This is a genomic window from Flintibacter sp. HCN-6482, from assembly GCF_037892565.1.
Lineage (GTDB): Bacteria > Bacillota > Clostridia > Oscillospirales > Oscillospiraceae > Lawsonibacter > Lawsonibacter aceti.
Map to the genome: position 1 here is coordinate 30,966 of NZ_JBBKBK010000004.1, position 16,800 is coordinate 47,765.

Genomic DNA, 16,800 nt, shown 5'->3' on the forward strand with positions numbered 1-16,800 from the left:
GGACGTAGACATTTCTTCTAAAAACGGTTACAATGTCTTTTATCTGACATCCAACAGGAGGAGGGCTTCTTCATGAGAGCCATATCCCGCGGCTTGAGCCGATTCTGCTACAACCATCCCAATCTGGGCATTCCCGATCTAATCAAGTACATCGCTTTGGGCAATGTGTTTGTCTATATCGCAGATATGCTGACCAACGGATGGGTCTCCATGTTCATCCGGTTTTACCCCGAGCTCATCCTTCAGGGCCAGGTGTGGCGCCTCGTTACCTTTATTTTTTCCCCCCTGAGCGTGGGCGGAGGGTTCTGGGGCCCCTTCTTCTTTGCCGTTACCACCTATTTTTACTACTGGATCGGCTCCTCGCTGGAGCGTCAATGGGGCTCCACCCGATTCACAGTCTTTTATGGCCTGGGCGTGCTGCTGAACATTGTAGTAGGCATCGTCACCTATCTGCTGATGCCCATAACTTCCAACCTGAGCGGCTATTATTTTGAAACCGCCACGATGTATTATGTGAATCTCTCCATGTTCTTTTCCTTTGCCACTCTGTACCCGGATATGCAGGTGCTGCTCTATGGCATCATTCCGCTGAAGGTCAAGTGGCTGGCCTGGCTGGACGCCATATTCTTTACCTACGACATCTTTGGCTACCTGACTGGCCACACACCCCTGCGGGCCCTTCTTCCCGTTATTGCCATCCTGAACTACCTCATTTTCTTCTGGGAGGACCTGATGTCTGTTCTGGGCCGGGGCAGCGAGCGAATCCGCTACAGGACCTCCCCCCAGACCATCAACTTCAAGAAGGCCCAAAAGGATGTAAAAGAGCGGAAGGGATATCTCCACAAATGTGCCGTCTGCGGTCTGACCGACGCGGACGATCCCAATATGGAGTTCCGCTACTGCTCCAAGTGCAATGGCTACTACTGCTACTGCATGAAGCACATCAATGACCACACTCATGTGCAGTGATGGCAGCCATTTTTGTCCAAAAATCAAGAGGGGCGCCCTACGGGGTGCCCCTCTTAATTTTATTCAGTTCGCTGCTCTATCCTGCGGTACAAGATAGGCACGTCATAGCCAAATGTCCGCTTTCCGTTAACTTCCATCGTCTCAGATACCGCTAAACACTCCGGAGAAAAGCGTTCAAACAAAGTAAATTTAAGCACAGGAGTGAACATACTGACACTGCCGCCCTCCCAAATGTCACCCTTTTTCTCATAGAGGGCCGGACTAAATTTGTCTGAACACTTCAAGCTGCTGTACTCTATCTCATCCATCTCCTGATAGGTGAAGTGCTCCTTTTCGCAGCCCTCTGGCAGTTCATAAGAAGTCAGCTTGACCCTATCGCCCTCCTCTGTGAATAGGAACAGGTGAGGGGAGGCATGGGTCTTTCCTTCTACCGTGTAGTAACTCTCCTCCACTAAGAAAACGCCCTCAAAGTTTTCCGGAAGGTTCCTGATCTTGCTGTTGCATACGGTATTGATATGCTGGGCAAAAGGAAATTGGAGGTCCCCCTTACGCCGCATTTCCTCGAACTGCTGGGCGTTATCAAAACTTCCAGATAAAAGGGTCAAAAATTCATCCAACTGGTCCATATAAGCTCTCCTTTTGAAAATATCAGAATCCAGCTCCTGTCTGGTATCTGGATCGGCCCCTCCACACAGAAGAAGTCCTGTGGGGGGCCTTTTCTTTTCTGTCCTTGGGCGAAATAAATATTCGCCCTGCGGAAATTCTCCGCTTCGCTCCACATTTACGGCCTATCGGCCGCCCCATCCCCGATAGGGCCCCGGCGAGGGGGCGGCTCATCCCCGCGCCACCGCTTCGGCCACGCGAATACCGTCCACCGCCGCACTGACAATGCCCCCCGCATAGCCCGCCCCCTCGCCACAGGGGTACAGGCCATGGAGAGGGGACTGACAGCCCTCATCCCGTAAAATGCGGACAGGAGAGGAGGAGCGTGTCTCCACCCCGGTCAGCACCCCATCTGGTACAGAGAAACCCCGCAGCTTTCGGTCCATCAGGGGCAAGGCATCCCGCAGGGTATCCGACACAAAGTCGGGTAAACAGCCCTCTAAATCAGTCCAAGTCACTCCGGGTTGATATGTGGGAAGAATGGCGCCAGGGCCCTGTGAGGGCCGCTTGTGCAGAAAATCCTCCACTCGCTGGGCAGGGGCCCGGAAGCCTCCACCCCCCAGTTGGAACGCCGCCTTCTCCCATCGCTCTTGGAACCAGACTCCAGCCAGCACATCCGCCTCTGGAAAGTCCTCCGGCCCTACTCCCACTAACAGTCCACCGTTGATATTGGCCCCATCCCGGGCCCGCAGGCTCATACCATTAGTGACCACGCCCCCCTGCCGGGAGGCGGCCGCCACCACCTGCCCACCGGGGCAGACACAGAAGGTGAAAGCCGACCGGCCGCTGGGCAGGTGGCAGGCAAGTTTGTAATCCGAGGGCGGCAGCTTGGAAAAGGCTGGGCCGTACTGCTGGCGGCTCACCGCCTGCTGGTCGTGTTCGATGCGCACCCCAATAGCAAAATTCTTTTTCTCCATGGGCACCCCCGCCTCCTTTAGCATGGCAAAGGTATCCCGTGCGGAGTGGCCAGGGGCCAGGACCAGGGCGTCAGCAGGCAGGCGATAGGGCCCTGTCGGGCCCTCCACCCGTATGCCAGCCAGGACTCCGCCGCTGACGGTCAGTCCAGTCAACCGATGGCCAAACCGGACATCACAGCCCAGGGAAATAAGCTCCCGGCGGATATTTTTCACCACCTGGCGCAAAATATCGGTTCCGATGTGGGGTTTATGGGAATACTTGACATCGGCGGGGGCCCCCGCCTCCACCAGCACGTCCAGCACAGCGGAGATGCGGGGATCGTGGGTCCCAGTGGTCAGCTTCCCGTCGGAGAAAGTACCGGCTCCCCCTTCGCCAAACTGTACGTTAGACTCCTCGTCCAAAATCCCAGTGTCCCAGAAAGCCCCCACGTCCAGGGTCCTCCGGTCCACATCCCGCCCCCGCTCCAAAATGACAGAGGGAATACCGTTGCGGGCCAGAAACAAGGCGGCAAAGAGTCCTGCCGGGCCCATGCCCACCACTACCGGAGGCAGGGCCGCCTTCCGTCCCACACCGGGGAAGGCGTAGGGTCTCCGCTCCGTCAGAGAGATGTTTCGACCGGGGGCGGAACGGACCATGGAAGCCTCGTTGGCCATGGACAGCTCCACGGTATAGACATAGTGGACATCATCTTTCCTCCGCGCGTCAATGGACTGGCGGACGATGTCCAGCTCCCCTAGTGCCCCAGGGCGCACACCCAGCGTCCGGGCCGCGCGCTTTCTGAGCTGATCCAGGTCCCCGTCTACTGGCAGGGCCAGCCCTCCGATCCTTATCATCTCAATCACCTCTTTTCAGAGTATTGTATCACAGCCGGCGGCAAAGCGGAAGTTTTGGATCGCTCTTTTTCTCCTTTTCCTCCGCCTGGAGCTCGCATCCCGCCGCTCTGCCCAGAAAAGCGAATCCTCGTCTTTTTCCTAGAATTTGCCGAAATATGTTGAAAAAAGCAGTTTTTCCCATTTATTCTCTTTTTATGCCCCCGTGCCGAGGAAAAATCGCCGCATTTGTACCGGGGGGCCGACCGTCAGCAGAATACAAAGAAAATGGAGGCAATGAAAATCATGGCAAGAAAAACTGTGGAGCGCAATATCTCATACGACGACGCCCGGGATCTGTACTACGTCAGTATGGACCTGGGCCGTGATGAGGAGGGCAGGCGGATCAAGCAGTACCGTACCTTTCCCACCCTGACCGCCGCCCGGGCGGGACTGCGGGATTTCCTGGCCCATCGGGATCAGGAGCGCCAGACCCCCCGGCATCAGCTCACCCTGTCCGAGTGGCTGGAATACTGGATGGACACCATCGTGCGGCCCAATCGGGCGGAAACCACGGTGTATTCCTATCAAAAGATCATTGACAATCACCTTGGCCCAGCCCTGGGGGATATGCCCCTTCTGAAGCTGACGCCTAAGGACATCCAGCAATACTATACCCAGGTACAGCGGGATAACAGCCTCTCCTCCAACACCATGCGTCGGCACCACGACCTTCTTTCCTCCTCCCTGCGGACGGCGGTACGGCAGGATATGCTGCTGGTCTCTCCCATGGACCGGGTGGAGCCCCCCAGGTCCAAGCTTTATGAGGCGGACTTCTACACCCCGGAGGAGCTGAAACGGCTCTACGCCCTCCTCCCCGGCCACCGGCTGGAACTGCCTGTCAAGCTGGCGGGCAGCCTGGGTCTGCGGCGGGAGGAGCTGTGCGGTCTGAAGTGGGAAAATGTAAACTTTCAGCTCCGGGTCATCTATATTCGGGAGGCCCGCACCGCCTTCGGCGCCACCATCATCCAAAAGGAGACCAAAAACCGCGCCTCGGTCCGCACACTCTATCTCCCCGAAGATATCTTCCGGCTGCTGAACCAGGAGCGGGCGCGCCAGAACGCGCTCTTCCGCGGGCGTGAGGAGCCTGGCCATGTGGTGCTGGACCACAAGGAGCTGCCCTACTCGCCCAACGCTCTGTCCCTGGCCTTTACCCGCTTCGTGCGAAAAAATGACCTGCCCCGGGTCACCCTCCACGGCCTGCGCCACTCCTTTGCCACCATTGCCTCCTTCCAGGGCGTGTCCCTCTTCGATATCGGCAAAGCCCTGGGCCACTCCACCCCCGCCACCACTGGCCGCATCTACACCCACCTCATCGACCGCACCCACGAGGAGACTTTGATGCGGGTGTCGGACGCGCTGAAATAACCGTTGTATTCCCTCTGAATTTGCGGTATCATTTGAGAGAGAGGAGGGAGTGTCTATGCGTATTATGGCCATTGACTACGGCGACGCCCACACCGGCGTGGCCATCTCTGACCCCACCGGACTTTTGGCCGGGACCACCACTACTATCCACAGCCGGAAGGGCGGGGTGGTGCTGGAGGAGCTGAAGAAGCTGGTGGATGCCTACCGGGTGGAGGAGCTGGTCATGGGCTTTCCCCGGAATATGGACGGCACCGAGGGCCCTAGGGCCCAGCTATACCGGGACTTTGCCGGCCAGGTGGAGGAGGTCACCGGTCTGAAGCCCGTCCTGTGGGACGAGCGGAGGACCACCGTGGACGCCCACCGCATCCTTTTTGCGGCAGGCCAGAACTCCAAAAAGCGGAAAAAGACAGTGGACGCCGTGGCGGCCTCCCTGATTCTGGAGGGCTATCTGAATTTCAAACGAATGACTCAGCAATAGGAGTTCAACAGATATAAGGGGGAAAGAAATATGTACGGTATCAATGTGATCTACACCATGAAGCCCGGCAAGCGGGAGGAGTTTCTGGCTGGAGTGACCGCCAGCGGCGCTCAGGCGGCGGTGCGCGGGGAGGAGGGCTGTCTGCAATACGACTATTTCACCTCGGTGGATGACCCGGACAAACTGCTCCTGCTGGAGAAGTGGACCACTCGGGAGGCCCAGAAGGTCCACATGGGCCAGCCTCATATGGCGCTGATCCAGGAGGTCAAGGATCGCTGCGCGGCCGATACGATTCTGGAAACTTACGACCTGCCGTAAGCGGTTCAGGTTGAAAATGGTGAAGGAGGAAATACATATGGAAATCAAAACTGTTTGGGCCGTCTATTTCAGCGGCACTGGCACTACAGAAAAGGTAGCTACCCACCTTGCCAAGTCCCTGGCCGGGCAACTGGGAGCCCAGTACAAGTCCCATGACTACACCCAGCCCAAGGGCCGGGAAAACGCGCTGCAGTTCGGTCCGGATGAACTGGTGGTATTGGGTACTCCGGTCTATGCCGGACGAGTCCCCAACATGATGCTGCCCTTCGTCCAGAACAGCATCCACGGCGAGGGCACCCTGTCCGTCCCCGTGGTCCTCTACGGAAATCGAAACTTCGACGACGGGTTGATGGAGCTCAAGCAGGTGATGACGGCCAACGGCTTCCTGCCCATCGCTGGGGCCGCCATCGTGGGCGAGCATTCCTTCTCCAAGATCCTGGGCGCCGGCCGCCCCGACGGGGAGGACATGGCTCTGGTGGACCAGCTGGCCCGGCAGACCGCCGAGAAAGTCAAGGGGCTGACGGCCCTGCCCGAGGAGCCAGTCCAGGTGGAGGGCTGCGACCCCATCCGCCCCTACTACACCCCCCGAGACCGGAACGGCGAGCCCATCAAGGACTTCCTGAAGGCCAAGCCCGTCACCGACCTGGACAAGTGCGTTCGGTGCGGCCTGTGCGCCCGGCTGTGCCCCATGGGGGCCATCGATCCCAATGATGTGAGCCAGGTGGTGGGCAAGTGCATTAAATGCTGCGCCTGTGTGAAAAAGTGCCCCATGGGGGCCAAGTACTTCGACCATGAGGGCTACCTATACCACCAGCATGAGCTGGAGGACCTGTACGCTGCCCGCCGGGCGGAGAGCAAGATCTTTATCTGAAGAACATGGGAGATTGGGGAATGGAACAGGACCGGGAAACTCTGTGTCAGGTGTGCCTGCTGCTCTATCAGCGGGGCTATGTGGTTAGCAACGACGGCAATGTTTCCGTTCGGATTGGGGAAGACCAGGTACTCATCACCCCTTCCGGTGTAAGCAAGGGCCGGCTGACCCCTGATATGCTGGTAGTATGCGACCTGGAGGGCCGGGTGTTGGCAGGACACCTCCACCCCTCCTCTGAATCTGCTATGCATCTGCTTGTCTACCGGGAGCGCCCCGATGTAGGCGCGGTGGTCCATGCTCACCCGCCGGCGGCCACCGCCTTTTCCATCTGCCGCCGCCCCCTGGCCCAGCACTATCTGACCGAAACCATTAGTGGGCTGGGGGAGGTGCCTGTGGCCCCCTTTGCCCTCCCCTCCACCAGTCAGGTCCCCGACAGCCTGCGCCCCTATGTGGCCGGCTGCAATGGGGCCCTGCTGGCCAACCATGGGGCCATCGCCTGGGGCAGAGACCTCTGGCATGCCTTTGACCGGATGGAGCAGGTGGAGCAGACCGCCAAGATCTTTGCCCTCGTTCACCAACTTGGAGGCGGGGTGGAACTGTCACCAGAGCAGGTAGGGGCTATCCGAGGGCTGGAGGGGCACTACCGGACGCTGTCCGGGTCCAGAACTCCCCACGAGGAACAGGGAGGTGGAAGAACATGACGCAGCCTTATCCAGACCATATCCGGCTGGGCCCAGGAGAAGACAGCGTTATCCTGCTGGATCAGACCCAGCTGCCCAACCGCCTGGAGGAACGGCAGGTCCGTTCCCTGTCCGAGATGATAGAGGCCATCCGCTCCCTGCGGGTCCGGGGCGCCCCTGCCATTGGAATCTTTGCCGGGTACTGCCTGTATGCCCTGTCCCGTCAGCTGGAGGCGCGGGGGTGGAAGGGCCCGGCCCTGCTGGCTGAACTGGAGGGGCTGGGGGCCGCTCTGGCCGGGGCAAGGCCCACCGCTGTCAACCTGTCCTGGGCCGTGGATCGGATGCTGCGCGCAGCCCGGGGCTCGGCTGGCGAGCACATGTCGGAGGCGCTGGGCAGGGAGTGCCGGGCCATCCATCAGGAGGACCAGGATATGTGCCACAAAATCTCGGAGTACGGTTTGTCCCTTTTACAGTCAGGAGACGGGGTACTCACCCACTGCAACGCCGGCCCTCTGGCTACCTCCCGCTATGGCACCGCCCTTGGTCCTATCCTGCTGGCCCAGGAGCGCGGCATTTCTCTACGGGTATTCGCGGACGAGACCCGGCCTCTGCTCCAGGGAGCTCGGCTCACCGCCTGGGAGCTTCAGCAGGCTGGGGTAGACGTGACCCTCATCTGCGATAATATGGCCTCCATCGTCATGAAAAACGGCTGGGTCCAGGCCTGTTTCGTGGGCTGCGACCGGGTAGCTGCCAACGGGGACACGGCCAATAAGATCGGCACCAGCGGGGTGGCCATCCTGGCCCGCCACTATGGGGTCCCCTTCTATGTATTGGGGCCTACTTCCACCATCGACCTGAGCTGCCCTGACGGGGATCACATCCCTATCGAGGAGCGGGACGGGGAGGAGATCCGCTCTCTGTGGTACCGGGAACCCATGGCCCCCTCCGGGGTAAAGTGCTATAACCCCGCCTTCGACATCACTCCCCATACGCTGATTTCCGCCATTATCACCGAGAGGGGCATCTGCCGCCCTCCCTACTCCCTCTCCCTGCCAGCCCTGTTTTCTCCCTCTCAAGGCGAACCATCATACAGCCCATAACGAAGCGGCCGCCAATCTGGCGGCCGCTTCGTTCTCTATTTTTCTGGGCGGCCCTCACCGCTCCATCTTCCAGAACCGGACGCTGTACGGCGGCAGCTCGCTTCCTCCGCCGAAGTCGTGCTTTTCCCCGGAGATCAGATCCCAGGCCAGACCACAGCCGGCGTCAAAATGGGCGGTATAGGGCTGGCTGTCCCCGTTGACCGCCACCAGCACCCGCTCCTGTTCACATTTCCGCTCGAAGATGATCTGGCGGTTGGTCAGCACTACATTCCGGTAATTCCCATAACACAGAGCCGGGCTGTTTCTCTTGGCCGCCGCCAGTTTGGCGATATGCTCCGTCAGCTGGTTCCACTCCGGCCTCTCCAATGCCGGACGGAGCGCGTCGTCGCTGTCCGGTCCCTTCCGGCCCTCCAGCCCCCACTCGCTGCCGTAGTATACCGCCGGCACCCCAGGCATCCCAAACATCAGCCCATAGGCCGGGGCCAGATGATTTCGGTCGGTCAGTCGGGAGGCGATGCGGTCCACATCGTGGTTATCCAGGAAGGACAGCAGGTGGGCCCCCTTATATAAGGTCCACTGCTCCGGCCCGAACTGCCGGGCAAGGGAGTGGCCGATCTCAAACATATTCCTGGAGTTGAAGCTGGACCACAGTCCCTTGTAGCACTCGTAGTTTGTCACTGAGTGGCACAGCTCCGGCCCCATCCATCGGTTATAGTCCCCGTGCAGCGTCTCTCCCATCAGCACAAAGTCCGGTTTCAGCCCTTGGGCAAAGGCTCTCAACCGCTTCAGGTACTCCGGGGGTAAGCAGTAGGCCACGTCCAGCCGCAGCCCGTCGATGCCGAACCGCTCCACCCAGGACCGGATGGCGTTAAATTGGTGTTCTATCACCGCCGGATTCCACAGATTCAGCTTGACCAGCTCGTTGTGGCCCTCCCAGCCCTCGTACCAGAAGCCGTCATGATACTCGGTATCCCCGTCAAAGCTCAGGTGGAACCAGTCCCGGTATGGACTGTCCCATTTTTTCTTCTGTACCTCCTGAAACGCCCAGAAGCCCCGTCCCACATGGTTGAACACCCCGTCCAGCATCACCCGGATGCCGGCCTGATGGAACGTCCGGCACACCTGGGCCAAATCTTCATCGCTCCCCAGCCGAGGGTCCACCGTAAAATAGTCCCGGGTGTCATAGCCGTGGCGGTCGCTGTCAAAGACCGGGTTGAGCAGCACCGTGTCCGCTCCCAGCCGCTTGATGTGGTCCACCCAGTCCAGCAGCCGCAGGATGCGGGGGGTCCTCACCCCGTCGTTTTCCTTCGGCGCGCCGCACAGGCCCAGAGGATATATTTGATAGATGACCGCTTCGTCAAACCACATTGACAGGCCCTCCTTCCATCCCGCCCTTAGGGGCGGATATGGTCCTATCATATCCTATCCGACGCCTGGGAGCAAGCATTTTTACTCCTTTGTACGCCCAAACAGCTCCATCAGCCCCACCACGATGAGAAACGCTCCGAAGAATTTGCGCAGCAGCCCTACCTCCATAGCGGTGGCCGCCCACGCCGCCAGGGCGGCGCAGACCAGCCCTGCCCCGATGGCCGGGAGGAGCACTGGTTTCTCGATGTAACCGTTTTTGACATGGGCGGGCAGGGCCATCAGCCCAGCGGGCAGGAAATAGAGCAGGTTGATGCCCTGTGCCAGATGCTGGTCCACGCCGGCGAAGGCGGTCATATAGACCAGCAGGAGGGTGCCTCCCCCCACGCCGAAGCCGGACAGCACTCCTGTGGCAGCCCCCACTGCCAGGGGCAAAACCCATTCGCTCATAAAAAGCTCCTCACTCCCCCATAGATAAGCAGAAGGCCGAAGGCCCGCTTCAGCCAGACCATCTGTACTCCTTTGAACCACTTTCCCCCCGCCCAGCCGCCGACAGTCCCTCCCACCAGGTATGGCAGCGCGGCCCAGAAGTCCAGCCCGCCCCGCAGAAAGTAGACGCACACGGACAGGGCGCACAGGGGCAGGATGACCGCCACCGAGGTGGCAAAAGCCCTCCGCTGGTCCAGACGGCAGTACCCGGTGAGCAGCGGAACGAACACCGATCCCCCTCCGCCACCAAAGAAGCCGTTGGCGACTCCGGCCAGTCCGCCGGCAATCAGATATCTCCATGTTTGACCGCGCAAAAAACCGCCCCCTTTTGGACCTAGTGTGCCAAAAGCGGGGCGGTTTATGTAAAAAGTCAGCTTGAATAAAAAGAGGGAACTACTCCTTCCGGAGCGGGTAGGCATAAATTTGAAAAGGTGTACCTTTACAAATTCAGAAATAAGATGAAAATTATTGTCAAATGGTTGCTTTTCTTCCCTGTTAATGCTATATTCTAATGTTGTATAGGTGTGCTCTCAAAACTTTTTGTAGGTACACTTTTTAAAACAAGTGAAGGAGGATGACAGTCAAATTAGTATATGTTTATTCCTTATTTTTTATGTAGAGGAGGAAATTTTGTGAAGAAAAAACTTTTGGCAGGATTCATGACTTTGTGTATGCTTCTGTCCCTCGTTCCTTCGGCTGTGTTTGCCGTCGAGGACCAGAGCAGCCAAGCTGATGCGGCAGACGAAGCCACCGTATCCACCCGTGAAGAATTGGAAGCCGCGTTGAACAATTCTTCCGTGTCCACTATCAATATCGCCCAGGATATTGAGATGGGTGACACAGACTGGGAGGGCATCCAGATTGAATCAGGGCGCGTTCTGGTCATCAATGGTAATGGGAATGCCATCTCCGATCTCAAGGTGCACAAAGCTTATATGGGACCGAATGGCTCCGGAATTCCGGGTGATGGCGGCTCCTGCGACTATTACACTGGCTGGATTGCCAATAATAAGGGAACGCTGACCATCAACGACTTGACTTTTTCCGGTGCTGAGATCGATGCAAACCCGCTGACTACCGCAGAAAACTCCACTGGCTCCAGCATTTTGGCTGTGGTCGTGGCCAACAACACCGGAACTTTGACTTACAATAATGTCAATGTCGTGGACAGCACTGTGAGGGGCTACACCAAGGTTGGTCTGCTTCACGGCTTTACCCAAAGCGGTTCCTTTGTAGCAAATAAATGCTCCGTGACGAACAGCCATGTGGTTCTGGAGGCCGACGGCACCGATCCAGAGGCCTGCTTCAGCGGTGTCCTAATTGGTTACGACGGGAGCAATAAAGCCAAGACCAACGGCATCAGCATGTCCGGCTGTGACATCACCATAGACGACAGCGTAAATTGGGAGGCTGAGATAGAGACCAAACCGGACGGTACGCAATACGTAAATGGTTATGGTCTCACTTCTCCCACATATACGCATGGCCCTGATGGTGATAACTCGGTGGCCTTTGCGGCCGAGGTCGGCGGTTATCAGTATGAAACGCTGGCCGACGCCATCGCTGCCGCCCAAGACGGCGACACTGTGAACCTGCTGGACAGTATAACTTGTACTGCTAATACAGACCTCACTGAAGTTAAATCTGTAACAGTAGATTTTGCTAAGAATACATTTACTGGAGATAATAAGAATATTGCAATTCGGAGCAAAGCGAAGGGTGACGGCTTACTAACTCTGATGAACGGTACCATTACCGCTGGAGATGGTACCTATTGTACACTCGGTGCGGCTGATGGGTCTACAATCGTTGCAAAAGACATGATCCTCAATAATAGTACTGCATTTGGGGCTAGTATAAAAGCTTTTGCTGGAGGCACTATTGAGTTAAGGGATTCTCAGCTAAACTCCACCACAGGCGGCGGTGTAACAGCCGCCGGCGGCACAGTAAATATTTATAACAGCAATATCTCACAGACAGGATACTATGATCATAATAGTATGATTGCTTCTGCCAGCAACGGAACTGGTATCGTAAATATTTATAGTGGCGAATTCACCTCGGAAAATTATGGTCTTTATATTTTTAGCAGTGGCGGGACGATCAATGTATACGGCGGAACGTTTACCGTTACAGGAGATAAGCCCATGCTGAAAGCGGATCTAGACCTGGGGTCATATCCGGACGCCACGGCTGCGATTAATATTTCCGGCGGTACCTTCAATGGCACCATTGATGTAGCTGACAATGATAGAGTGCATCTGAATATTACCGGCGGCACCTTCTCTGAAAAGCCCGACGAGAAATACATTGTTCCTGGCTATACTGCCAACGAAGTCGAAGGTAAATGGGTCGTTGAGGCAAAGTTAGGCATGGAGGCCGACACCATTGTTTCCGACGATACCGTCAGCGCCGAAGTTGTCGGTAAATTCAATACCTCTGGTGAAAACGGCGAGGGTGTTGAAACCAGCGGCGGCAAGTTGGAAATCAGCGTGACCACTGGTGTAGAGGGTAAGCCTGCCGAGAATGTGGACAAGACCACCGTCACCATTCAGTCCATCTCTCTGGAATCTGTAAAGGACAGCGCCGTATCCGAGGTAGCCATTGCCACCGACGTGGGCACCGTCACCCTGGACAAGGACGCCTGGAACACCATCACCGACAATGCCGATGGCGGCAGCGTGGCCCTGACCGTGGAGGAGAAGATTGGTGGCGGCTGGACCGTGTCCGCCGTTAACGCCAGCGGCGACCCCGTGTTCTCCGCTGAGGACGACACCCGCAAGGGCGAGATCACCGTTTCTGTGCCCTATAATCAGGAACTGACCGATGGTCAGAGTGTCGTGGTTTACTATGTGGGTGAAAATGGCCAGTTGGAGTCTATGACCACCACCTATGAGGCCGGCACCCTGTCCTGGACCACCGACCACTTGTCTGACTTTGGGCCCGTGGTAATTGGTCCCGAGGATGAGGCCGTCTGGGTTTCCGGAAGCGAGCTCAAGGCGGGCAAGCTGTCTAAGGCTCTGGAGGAGCTGGCTTCTGCCGGCGGCACCATAGACCTGGTAAAGGATGCAACCCTTACTGATGCTAAGTTCACCATCAGCAAGGATATCACCATTCAGAAGACTGCCACCGCCGAAGGTGCTTTGTCCATCGGCGCAACTACGGCTGGCGGGCCTACTACCGGCGCCTTTACGATCACCGAGAACGCCGCTCTGACCTTGAACGGCGTGAAGTTGACAGTCCAGGGCACCAGCAATACTGAGGCCAACGGCGGCGAGTACGACGGCACCGGCTTCATTCTGAATAACAGCGCCAATGGCAACGGCGGCAAGCTGATCCTGAACAATGCCGAGGTGGAACTGACCGGGCTGCAGCGCGGCATGGTGTTCCAGGTGTCCGCCGAAAATCTGGCCAGTGTCGAGATGATCAATTCCAAGCTGACCATCCAGAATATCGACGGCAACGCCTCCAACGGCGGCAGATGGGACATCAAGGAAGGTTCTTCCGTCACTGTAAAGAACTGTGGCGACCACGGCCTAAGTGCAGAAGATGTCAACGTTGATGGTTCCACCGTCGATGTTCAGAATGTCGGTTCTGTTGGCATACTGTCCAAGAATATAACGCTGACCAACGGCGCGGAGGTTTCTGTGACCAACAGCGGCGCCAAGCTGCCTTTGACCTCCCAGTGGGCACCCAATGGCAGTCAGTACGAGAACGCGGTAGAGGTCAAGAAGGCAGGCTCCCTGTCTGTGGACAAAACCTCCTCTATGGTGCTGACCGGCAACAAGAACAATTCCGGCGACAGCGTAAATACGGTCCTGGTGGCAGAGGGTACATTGAACAATCAAGGCACCATCACTGCCGACGAGATCAAGACTACCGCCCCCAACGGCTCCCATTCCGTTCGGGTAGTGGTGGATGGACAGGTGGTTGCCGCAGCCACAGTGACAGCAAATTCTGACTATACTTTGCCTGCCGCTCCCAGCAAGAACAATTATACCTTCCAGGGCTGGCATGACGGGACTAAGCTCCACGCTGCCGGTGAAACAGTAGAAATTACGGCCGATACTACCTTTACTGCCGACTGGAGCTACAATGGCGGCGGCGGTGGAGGCGGCGGCTCCAGCAGCTACTCCATCAGCGTGGACAAGAACATTGACAACGGCAGTGTGACCGTGTCCCCCAAGAGCGCCTCCAGCGGCCGGACGGTGACCATCACCGTCAAGCCCGACGAGGGCTATGAGCTGGACGAGCTGACCGTCACCGACAAGAACGGGGACGAGATTGAACTGACCGACAAGGGCGACGGCAGGTATACCTTCAAGATGCCCCGGTCCAAGGTGACCATTGAGGCCTCCTTCGTGGAGATCGACCACCAGGATACCTGTCCCGCCGCCGGCTTCCGGGATGTGGACGAGGACGCCTGGTACCATGAGGCGGTGGATTACGCCCTGGACAACGGCCTGATGTCCGGTGTGTCCGACCGGGAGTTCGCCCCCGGCAGCACCCTGACCCGTGCTATGGTGGCCCAGATGCTGTACAGCCTGGAGGGCAAGCCCGCGGCCGGCAGCGCTGACTTCGCTGACGTGGCGGAGGGCGCCTGGTACGCCGACGCCATTTCCTGGGCGGCCGGTGAGGGCATCGTGTCCGGCTACGGGGACACCTTCGGCCCCAACGATCCCATTACACGGGAGCAGCTGGCGGCCATCCTGTACCGCTACGCCCAGAACGAGGGGTACAAGACCAGCCAGAGCGGCAAGGGGACAGAGGGCTATCTGGACGCCTCCTCCATCTCCAGCTATGCCGTGAAGGCCATGGACTGGGCGGTGAACGCCGGTCTGCTGTCCGGCAAGGGGAACAACACCCTGGCGCCTACCGCCGGGGCCACCCGCGCCGAGGTAGCACAGATCTTCATGAACTTCTGCAAGGATATTGCAAAGTAAGATTTTGGGGGCACAGCGAAATGAGGAAATTCCCATAAGGAAGTCTTCCCATGGAGAACCCTCACGACAATTTAGATCTGCTTTGAAGGAGCCGGTGTGGATTCTACCACACCGGCTCCTCCTGATTTTTGGTCCAGGATTCTTCAATTTTCGTTTTACTTTCCTCGGACCGGGGCATACTAGCGGCCACTCTCTTTTGAATAAAACATAATACCTATTGACATAGTAGGTAAATTATGTTATTATCTGCCTATCATTTATGGAAAGGAGTTTGCTTTATGCAAAGTATATTTCAATCACTCTTGCGTAGCAATTTCCGATGTGGACGAATGTTGTGCTTCCGGACGTGTGATCTGGCTAGGCGCATAACATTTTCTTGTTTGTGTCTTTGGTAAATACGATATCAATAGGTCCAGATACCTGTCCGGGAGTTGTGTGCTAACCCCAATTTTCCATATCAGGGAATAATGAAAGAGGTATCTGTTATGAACAACTACAAATTTGAAACGCTGCAAATTCATATTGGGCAAGAAAAGCCAGACCCTGCTACCGATGCCCGCGCTGTCCCTATTTACGCCACCACATCGTATGTGTTCCACGATTCTGCCCATGCCGCCGCCCGGTTTGGGCTGGCTGACGCGGGAAACATCTACGGTCGTTTGACCAACCCTACCCAAGGAGTGTTTGAGGACCGTATCGCCGCACTAGAGGGCGGCGCGGCTGGATTGGCTCTGGCCTCTGGTGCGGCGGCCATCACCTATACTATCCAGGCTCTTGCTAAAAAAGGTGAACATATTGTAGCGCAAAAAACCATCTACGGCGGCACATCCAATCTGTTGGCTCATACGCTACCCTTATATGGGGTGGAGACTACCTTCGTTAACATTCATGATTTGAGTGAGGTAGCTGGGGCTATTCAACCCAATACCAAGGCCATCTACATCGAAACACTGGGCAACCCCAACAGTGACATTCCAGATATCGACGCCATCGCACAAATTGCCCATTCCCATGGTCTGCCCCTGGTGATTGACAACACCTTCGGGACACCCTATCTGATCCGGCCAATCGAACATGGCGCGGATATCGTCGTCCACTCCGCTACCAAGTTCATTGGCGGACACGGCGCTGCTTTGGGCGGCGTCATTGTGGACGGCGGCACCTTCGATTGGGCAACGTCGGGCCGGTATCCATGGCTGTCCGAGCCAAATCCCAGCTATCATGGCGTTAAATTCACCAAGGCCGCCGGAAAGGCTGCCTTCGTCACCTATATCCGCGCAATCCTCTTGCGGGATACCGGGGCCGCTATCTCTCCCTTTGCCGCTTTCTTGCTGCTCCAAGGGACTGAAACGCTGTCCCTGCGGCTGGATCGCCACGCAGAGAATACTCAGAAGGTGGTTGAGTACCTGGTAAGCCATCCGCTGGTGGAGAAGGTCAACCACCCCTCCCTGCCCGACCACCCTGACCACGCTCTATATCTGAAATACTTTCCTAATGGAGGCGCATCCATTTTCACCTTTGAGATCAGAGGAGGCAAAGAGCAGGCGTGGCAGTTTATTGATGGATTGGATCTGTTTTCCCTATTGGCGAATGTGGCCGATGTGAAATCTCTGGTTATCCACCCGGCTACCACAACTCACTCCCAGCTTACTGAGGAGGAACTGTTAGATGTAGGAATCAAACCTAACACCATTCGGCTTTCTATTGGCACAGAACATATTGACGACATCATCGCGGACCTTGAAAAAGGCTTCGCACAGGTAAAATAG

14 protein-coding genes are annotated in these 16,800 nt (G+C 57.2%); 9 read left to right on the forward strand and 5 right to left on the reverse strand.

All coding sequences use genetic code 11. The features are described from left to right. Positions 1 to 72: 72 nt before the first annotated feature. Positions 73 to 969, forward strand: coding sequence for a rhomboid family intramembrane serine protease (locus WKS99_RS11710; RefSeq protein WP_240288368.1), 897 nt, complete (start codon positions 73 to 75; stop codon positions 967 to 969). A gap of 59 nt (positions 970 to 1,028) precedes the next feature. On the opposite strand, the gene WKS99_RS11715 is transcribed toward WKS99_RS11710, so the two are convergent. Further along, complete coding sequence (locus WKS99_RS11715) at positions 1,029 to 1,595, reverse strand: hypothetical protein (RefSeq protein ID WP_186851871.1); 567 nt, start codon at positions 1,593 to 1,595, stop codon at positions 1,029 to 1,031. A 207-nt stretch (positions 1,596 to 1,802) separates the two neighbouring features. After that, on the reverse strand, positions 1,803 to 3,383 hold the full coding sequence (locus WKS99_RS11720) for an NAD(P)/FAD-dependent oxidoreductase (protein ID WP_340406127.1): 1,581 nt from the start codon (positions 3,381 to 3,383) through the stop codon (positions 1,803 to 1,805). 282 nt (positions 3,384 to 3,665) lie between these two features. Here WKS99_RS11720 and WKS99_RS11725 point away from each other — a divergent pair, with 282 nt between their 5' ends. From WKS99_RS11725 to mtnA, 6 genes are read left to right on the forward strand one after another with little or no spacing between them, the layout of a single operon-like run. Beyond that, on the forward strand, positions 3,666 to 4,787 hold the full coding sequence (locus WKS99_RS11725) for a tyrosine-type recombinase/integrase (protein ID WP_147571668.1): 1,122 nt from the start codon (positions 3,666 to 3,668) through the stop codon (positions 4,785 to 4,787). Positions 4,788 to 4,842: 55 nt separating this feature from the next. Further along, positions 4,843 to 5,265: a Holliday junction resolvase RuvX gene (ruvX, locus tag WKS99_RS11730; RefSeq protein ID WP_340406130.1), complete on the forward strand. Its 423-nt coding sequence runs from the start codon at positions 4,843 to 4,845 to the stop codon at positions 5,263 to 5,265. 30 nt (positions 5,266 to 5,295) lie between these two features. Then, a complete protein-coding gene (locus tag WKS99_RS11735) occupies positions 5,296 to 5,583 on the forward strand; it encodes a putative quinol monooxygenase (protein WP_340406132.1) in 288 nt (95 codons plus the stop codon). Between the two features lie 37 nt (positions 5,584 to 5,620). Continuing rightward, complete coding sequence (locus WKS99_RS11740) at positions 5,621 to 6,454, forward strand: EFR1 family ferrodoxin (protein WP_340406134.1); 834 nt, start codon at positions 5,621 to 5,623, stop codon at positions 6,452 to 6,454. Positions 6,455 to 6,474: 20 nt separating this feature from the next. Beyond that, a complete protein-coding gene (locus WKS99_RS11745; protein ID WP_186851866.1) occupies positions 6,475 to 7,155 on the forward strand; it encodes a class II aldolase/adducin family protein in 681 nt (226 codons plus the stop codon). Next, the gene (gene mtnA, locus WKS99_RS11750; RefSeq protein WP_340406137.1) at positions 7,152 to 8,234 is read left to right on the forward strand and encodes an S-methyl-5-thioribose-1-phosphate isomerase; all 1,083 of its coding nucleotides are present in this window, start codon (positions 7,152 to 7,154) and stop codon (positions 8,232 to 8,234) included. Before WKS99_RS11745 ends, mtnA begins: the two co-directional genes overlap by 4 nt. A gap of 54 nt (positions 8,235 to 8,288) precedes the next feature. Here mtnA and WKS99_RS11755 read toward each other — a convergent pair whose 3' ends face one another. The 3 genes from WKS99_RS11755 to WKS99_RS11765 all read right to left on the reverse strand — a co-directional run bounded on the left by WKS99_RS11755 (position 8,289) and on the right by WKS99_RS11765 (position 10,402). Next, positions 8,289 to 9,602 carry an alpha-amylase family glycosyl hydrolase gene (locus tag WKS99_RS11755; RefSeq protein ID WP_340406139.1) on the reverse strand — a complete coding sequence of 438 codons (1,314 nt, stop codon included), beginning with the start codon at positions 9,600 to 9,602 and terminating at the stop codon, positions 8,289 to 8,291. 81 nt (positions 9,603 to 9,683) lie between these two features. Continuing rightward, positions 9,684 to 10,049, reverse strand: a complete 366-nt coding sequence (locus WKS99_RS11760) for a sulfite exporter TauE/SafE family protein (RefSeq protein WP_147571675.1) — start codon at positions 10,047 to 10,049, stop codon at positions 9,684 to 9,686. Continuing rightward, a complete protein-coding gene (locus WKS99_RS11765; RefSeq protein WP_240288382.1) occupies positions 10,046 to 10,402 on the reverse strand; it encodes a TSUP family transporter in 357 nt (118 codons plus the stop codon). Before WKS99_RS11765 ends, WKS99_RS11760 begins: the two co-directional genes overlap by 4 nt. Before the next feature lie 318 nt (positions 10,403 to 10,720). Between WKS99_RS11765 and WKS99_RS11770 the strand changes: the two genes are divergently transcribed. Then, positions 10,721 to 15,031, forward strand: a complete 4,311-nt coding sequence (locus WKS99_RS11770) for an S-layer homology domain-containing protein (protein ID WP_340406143.1) — start codon at positions 10,721 to 10,723, stop codon at positions 15,029 to 15,031. Between the two features lie 485 nt (positions 15,032 to 15,516). Beyond that, positions 15,517 to 16,800: an O-acetylhomoserine aminocarboxypropyltransferase/cysteine synthase family protein gene (locus WKS99_RS11775; RefSeq protein WP_340406145.1), complete on the forward strand. Its 1,284-nt coding sequence runs from the start codon at positions 15,517 to 15,519 to the stop codon at positions 16,798 to 16,800.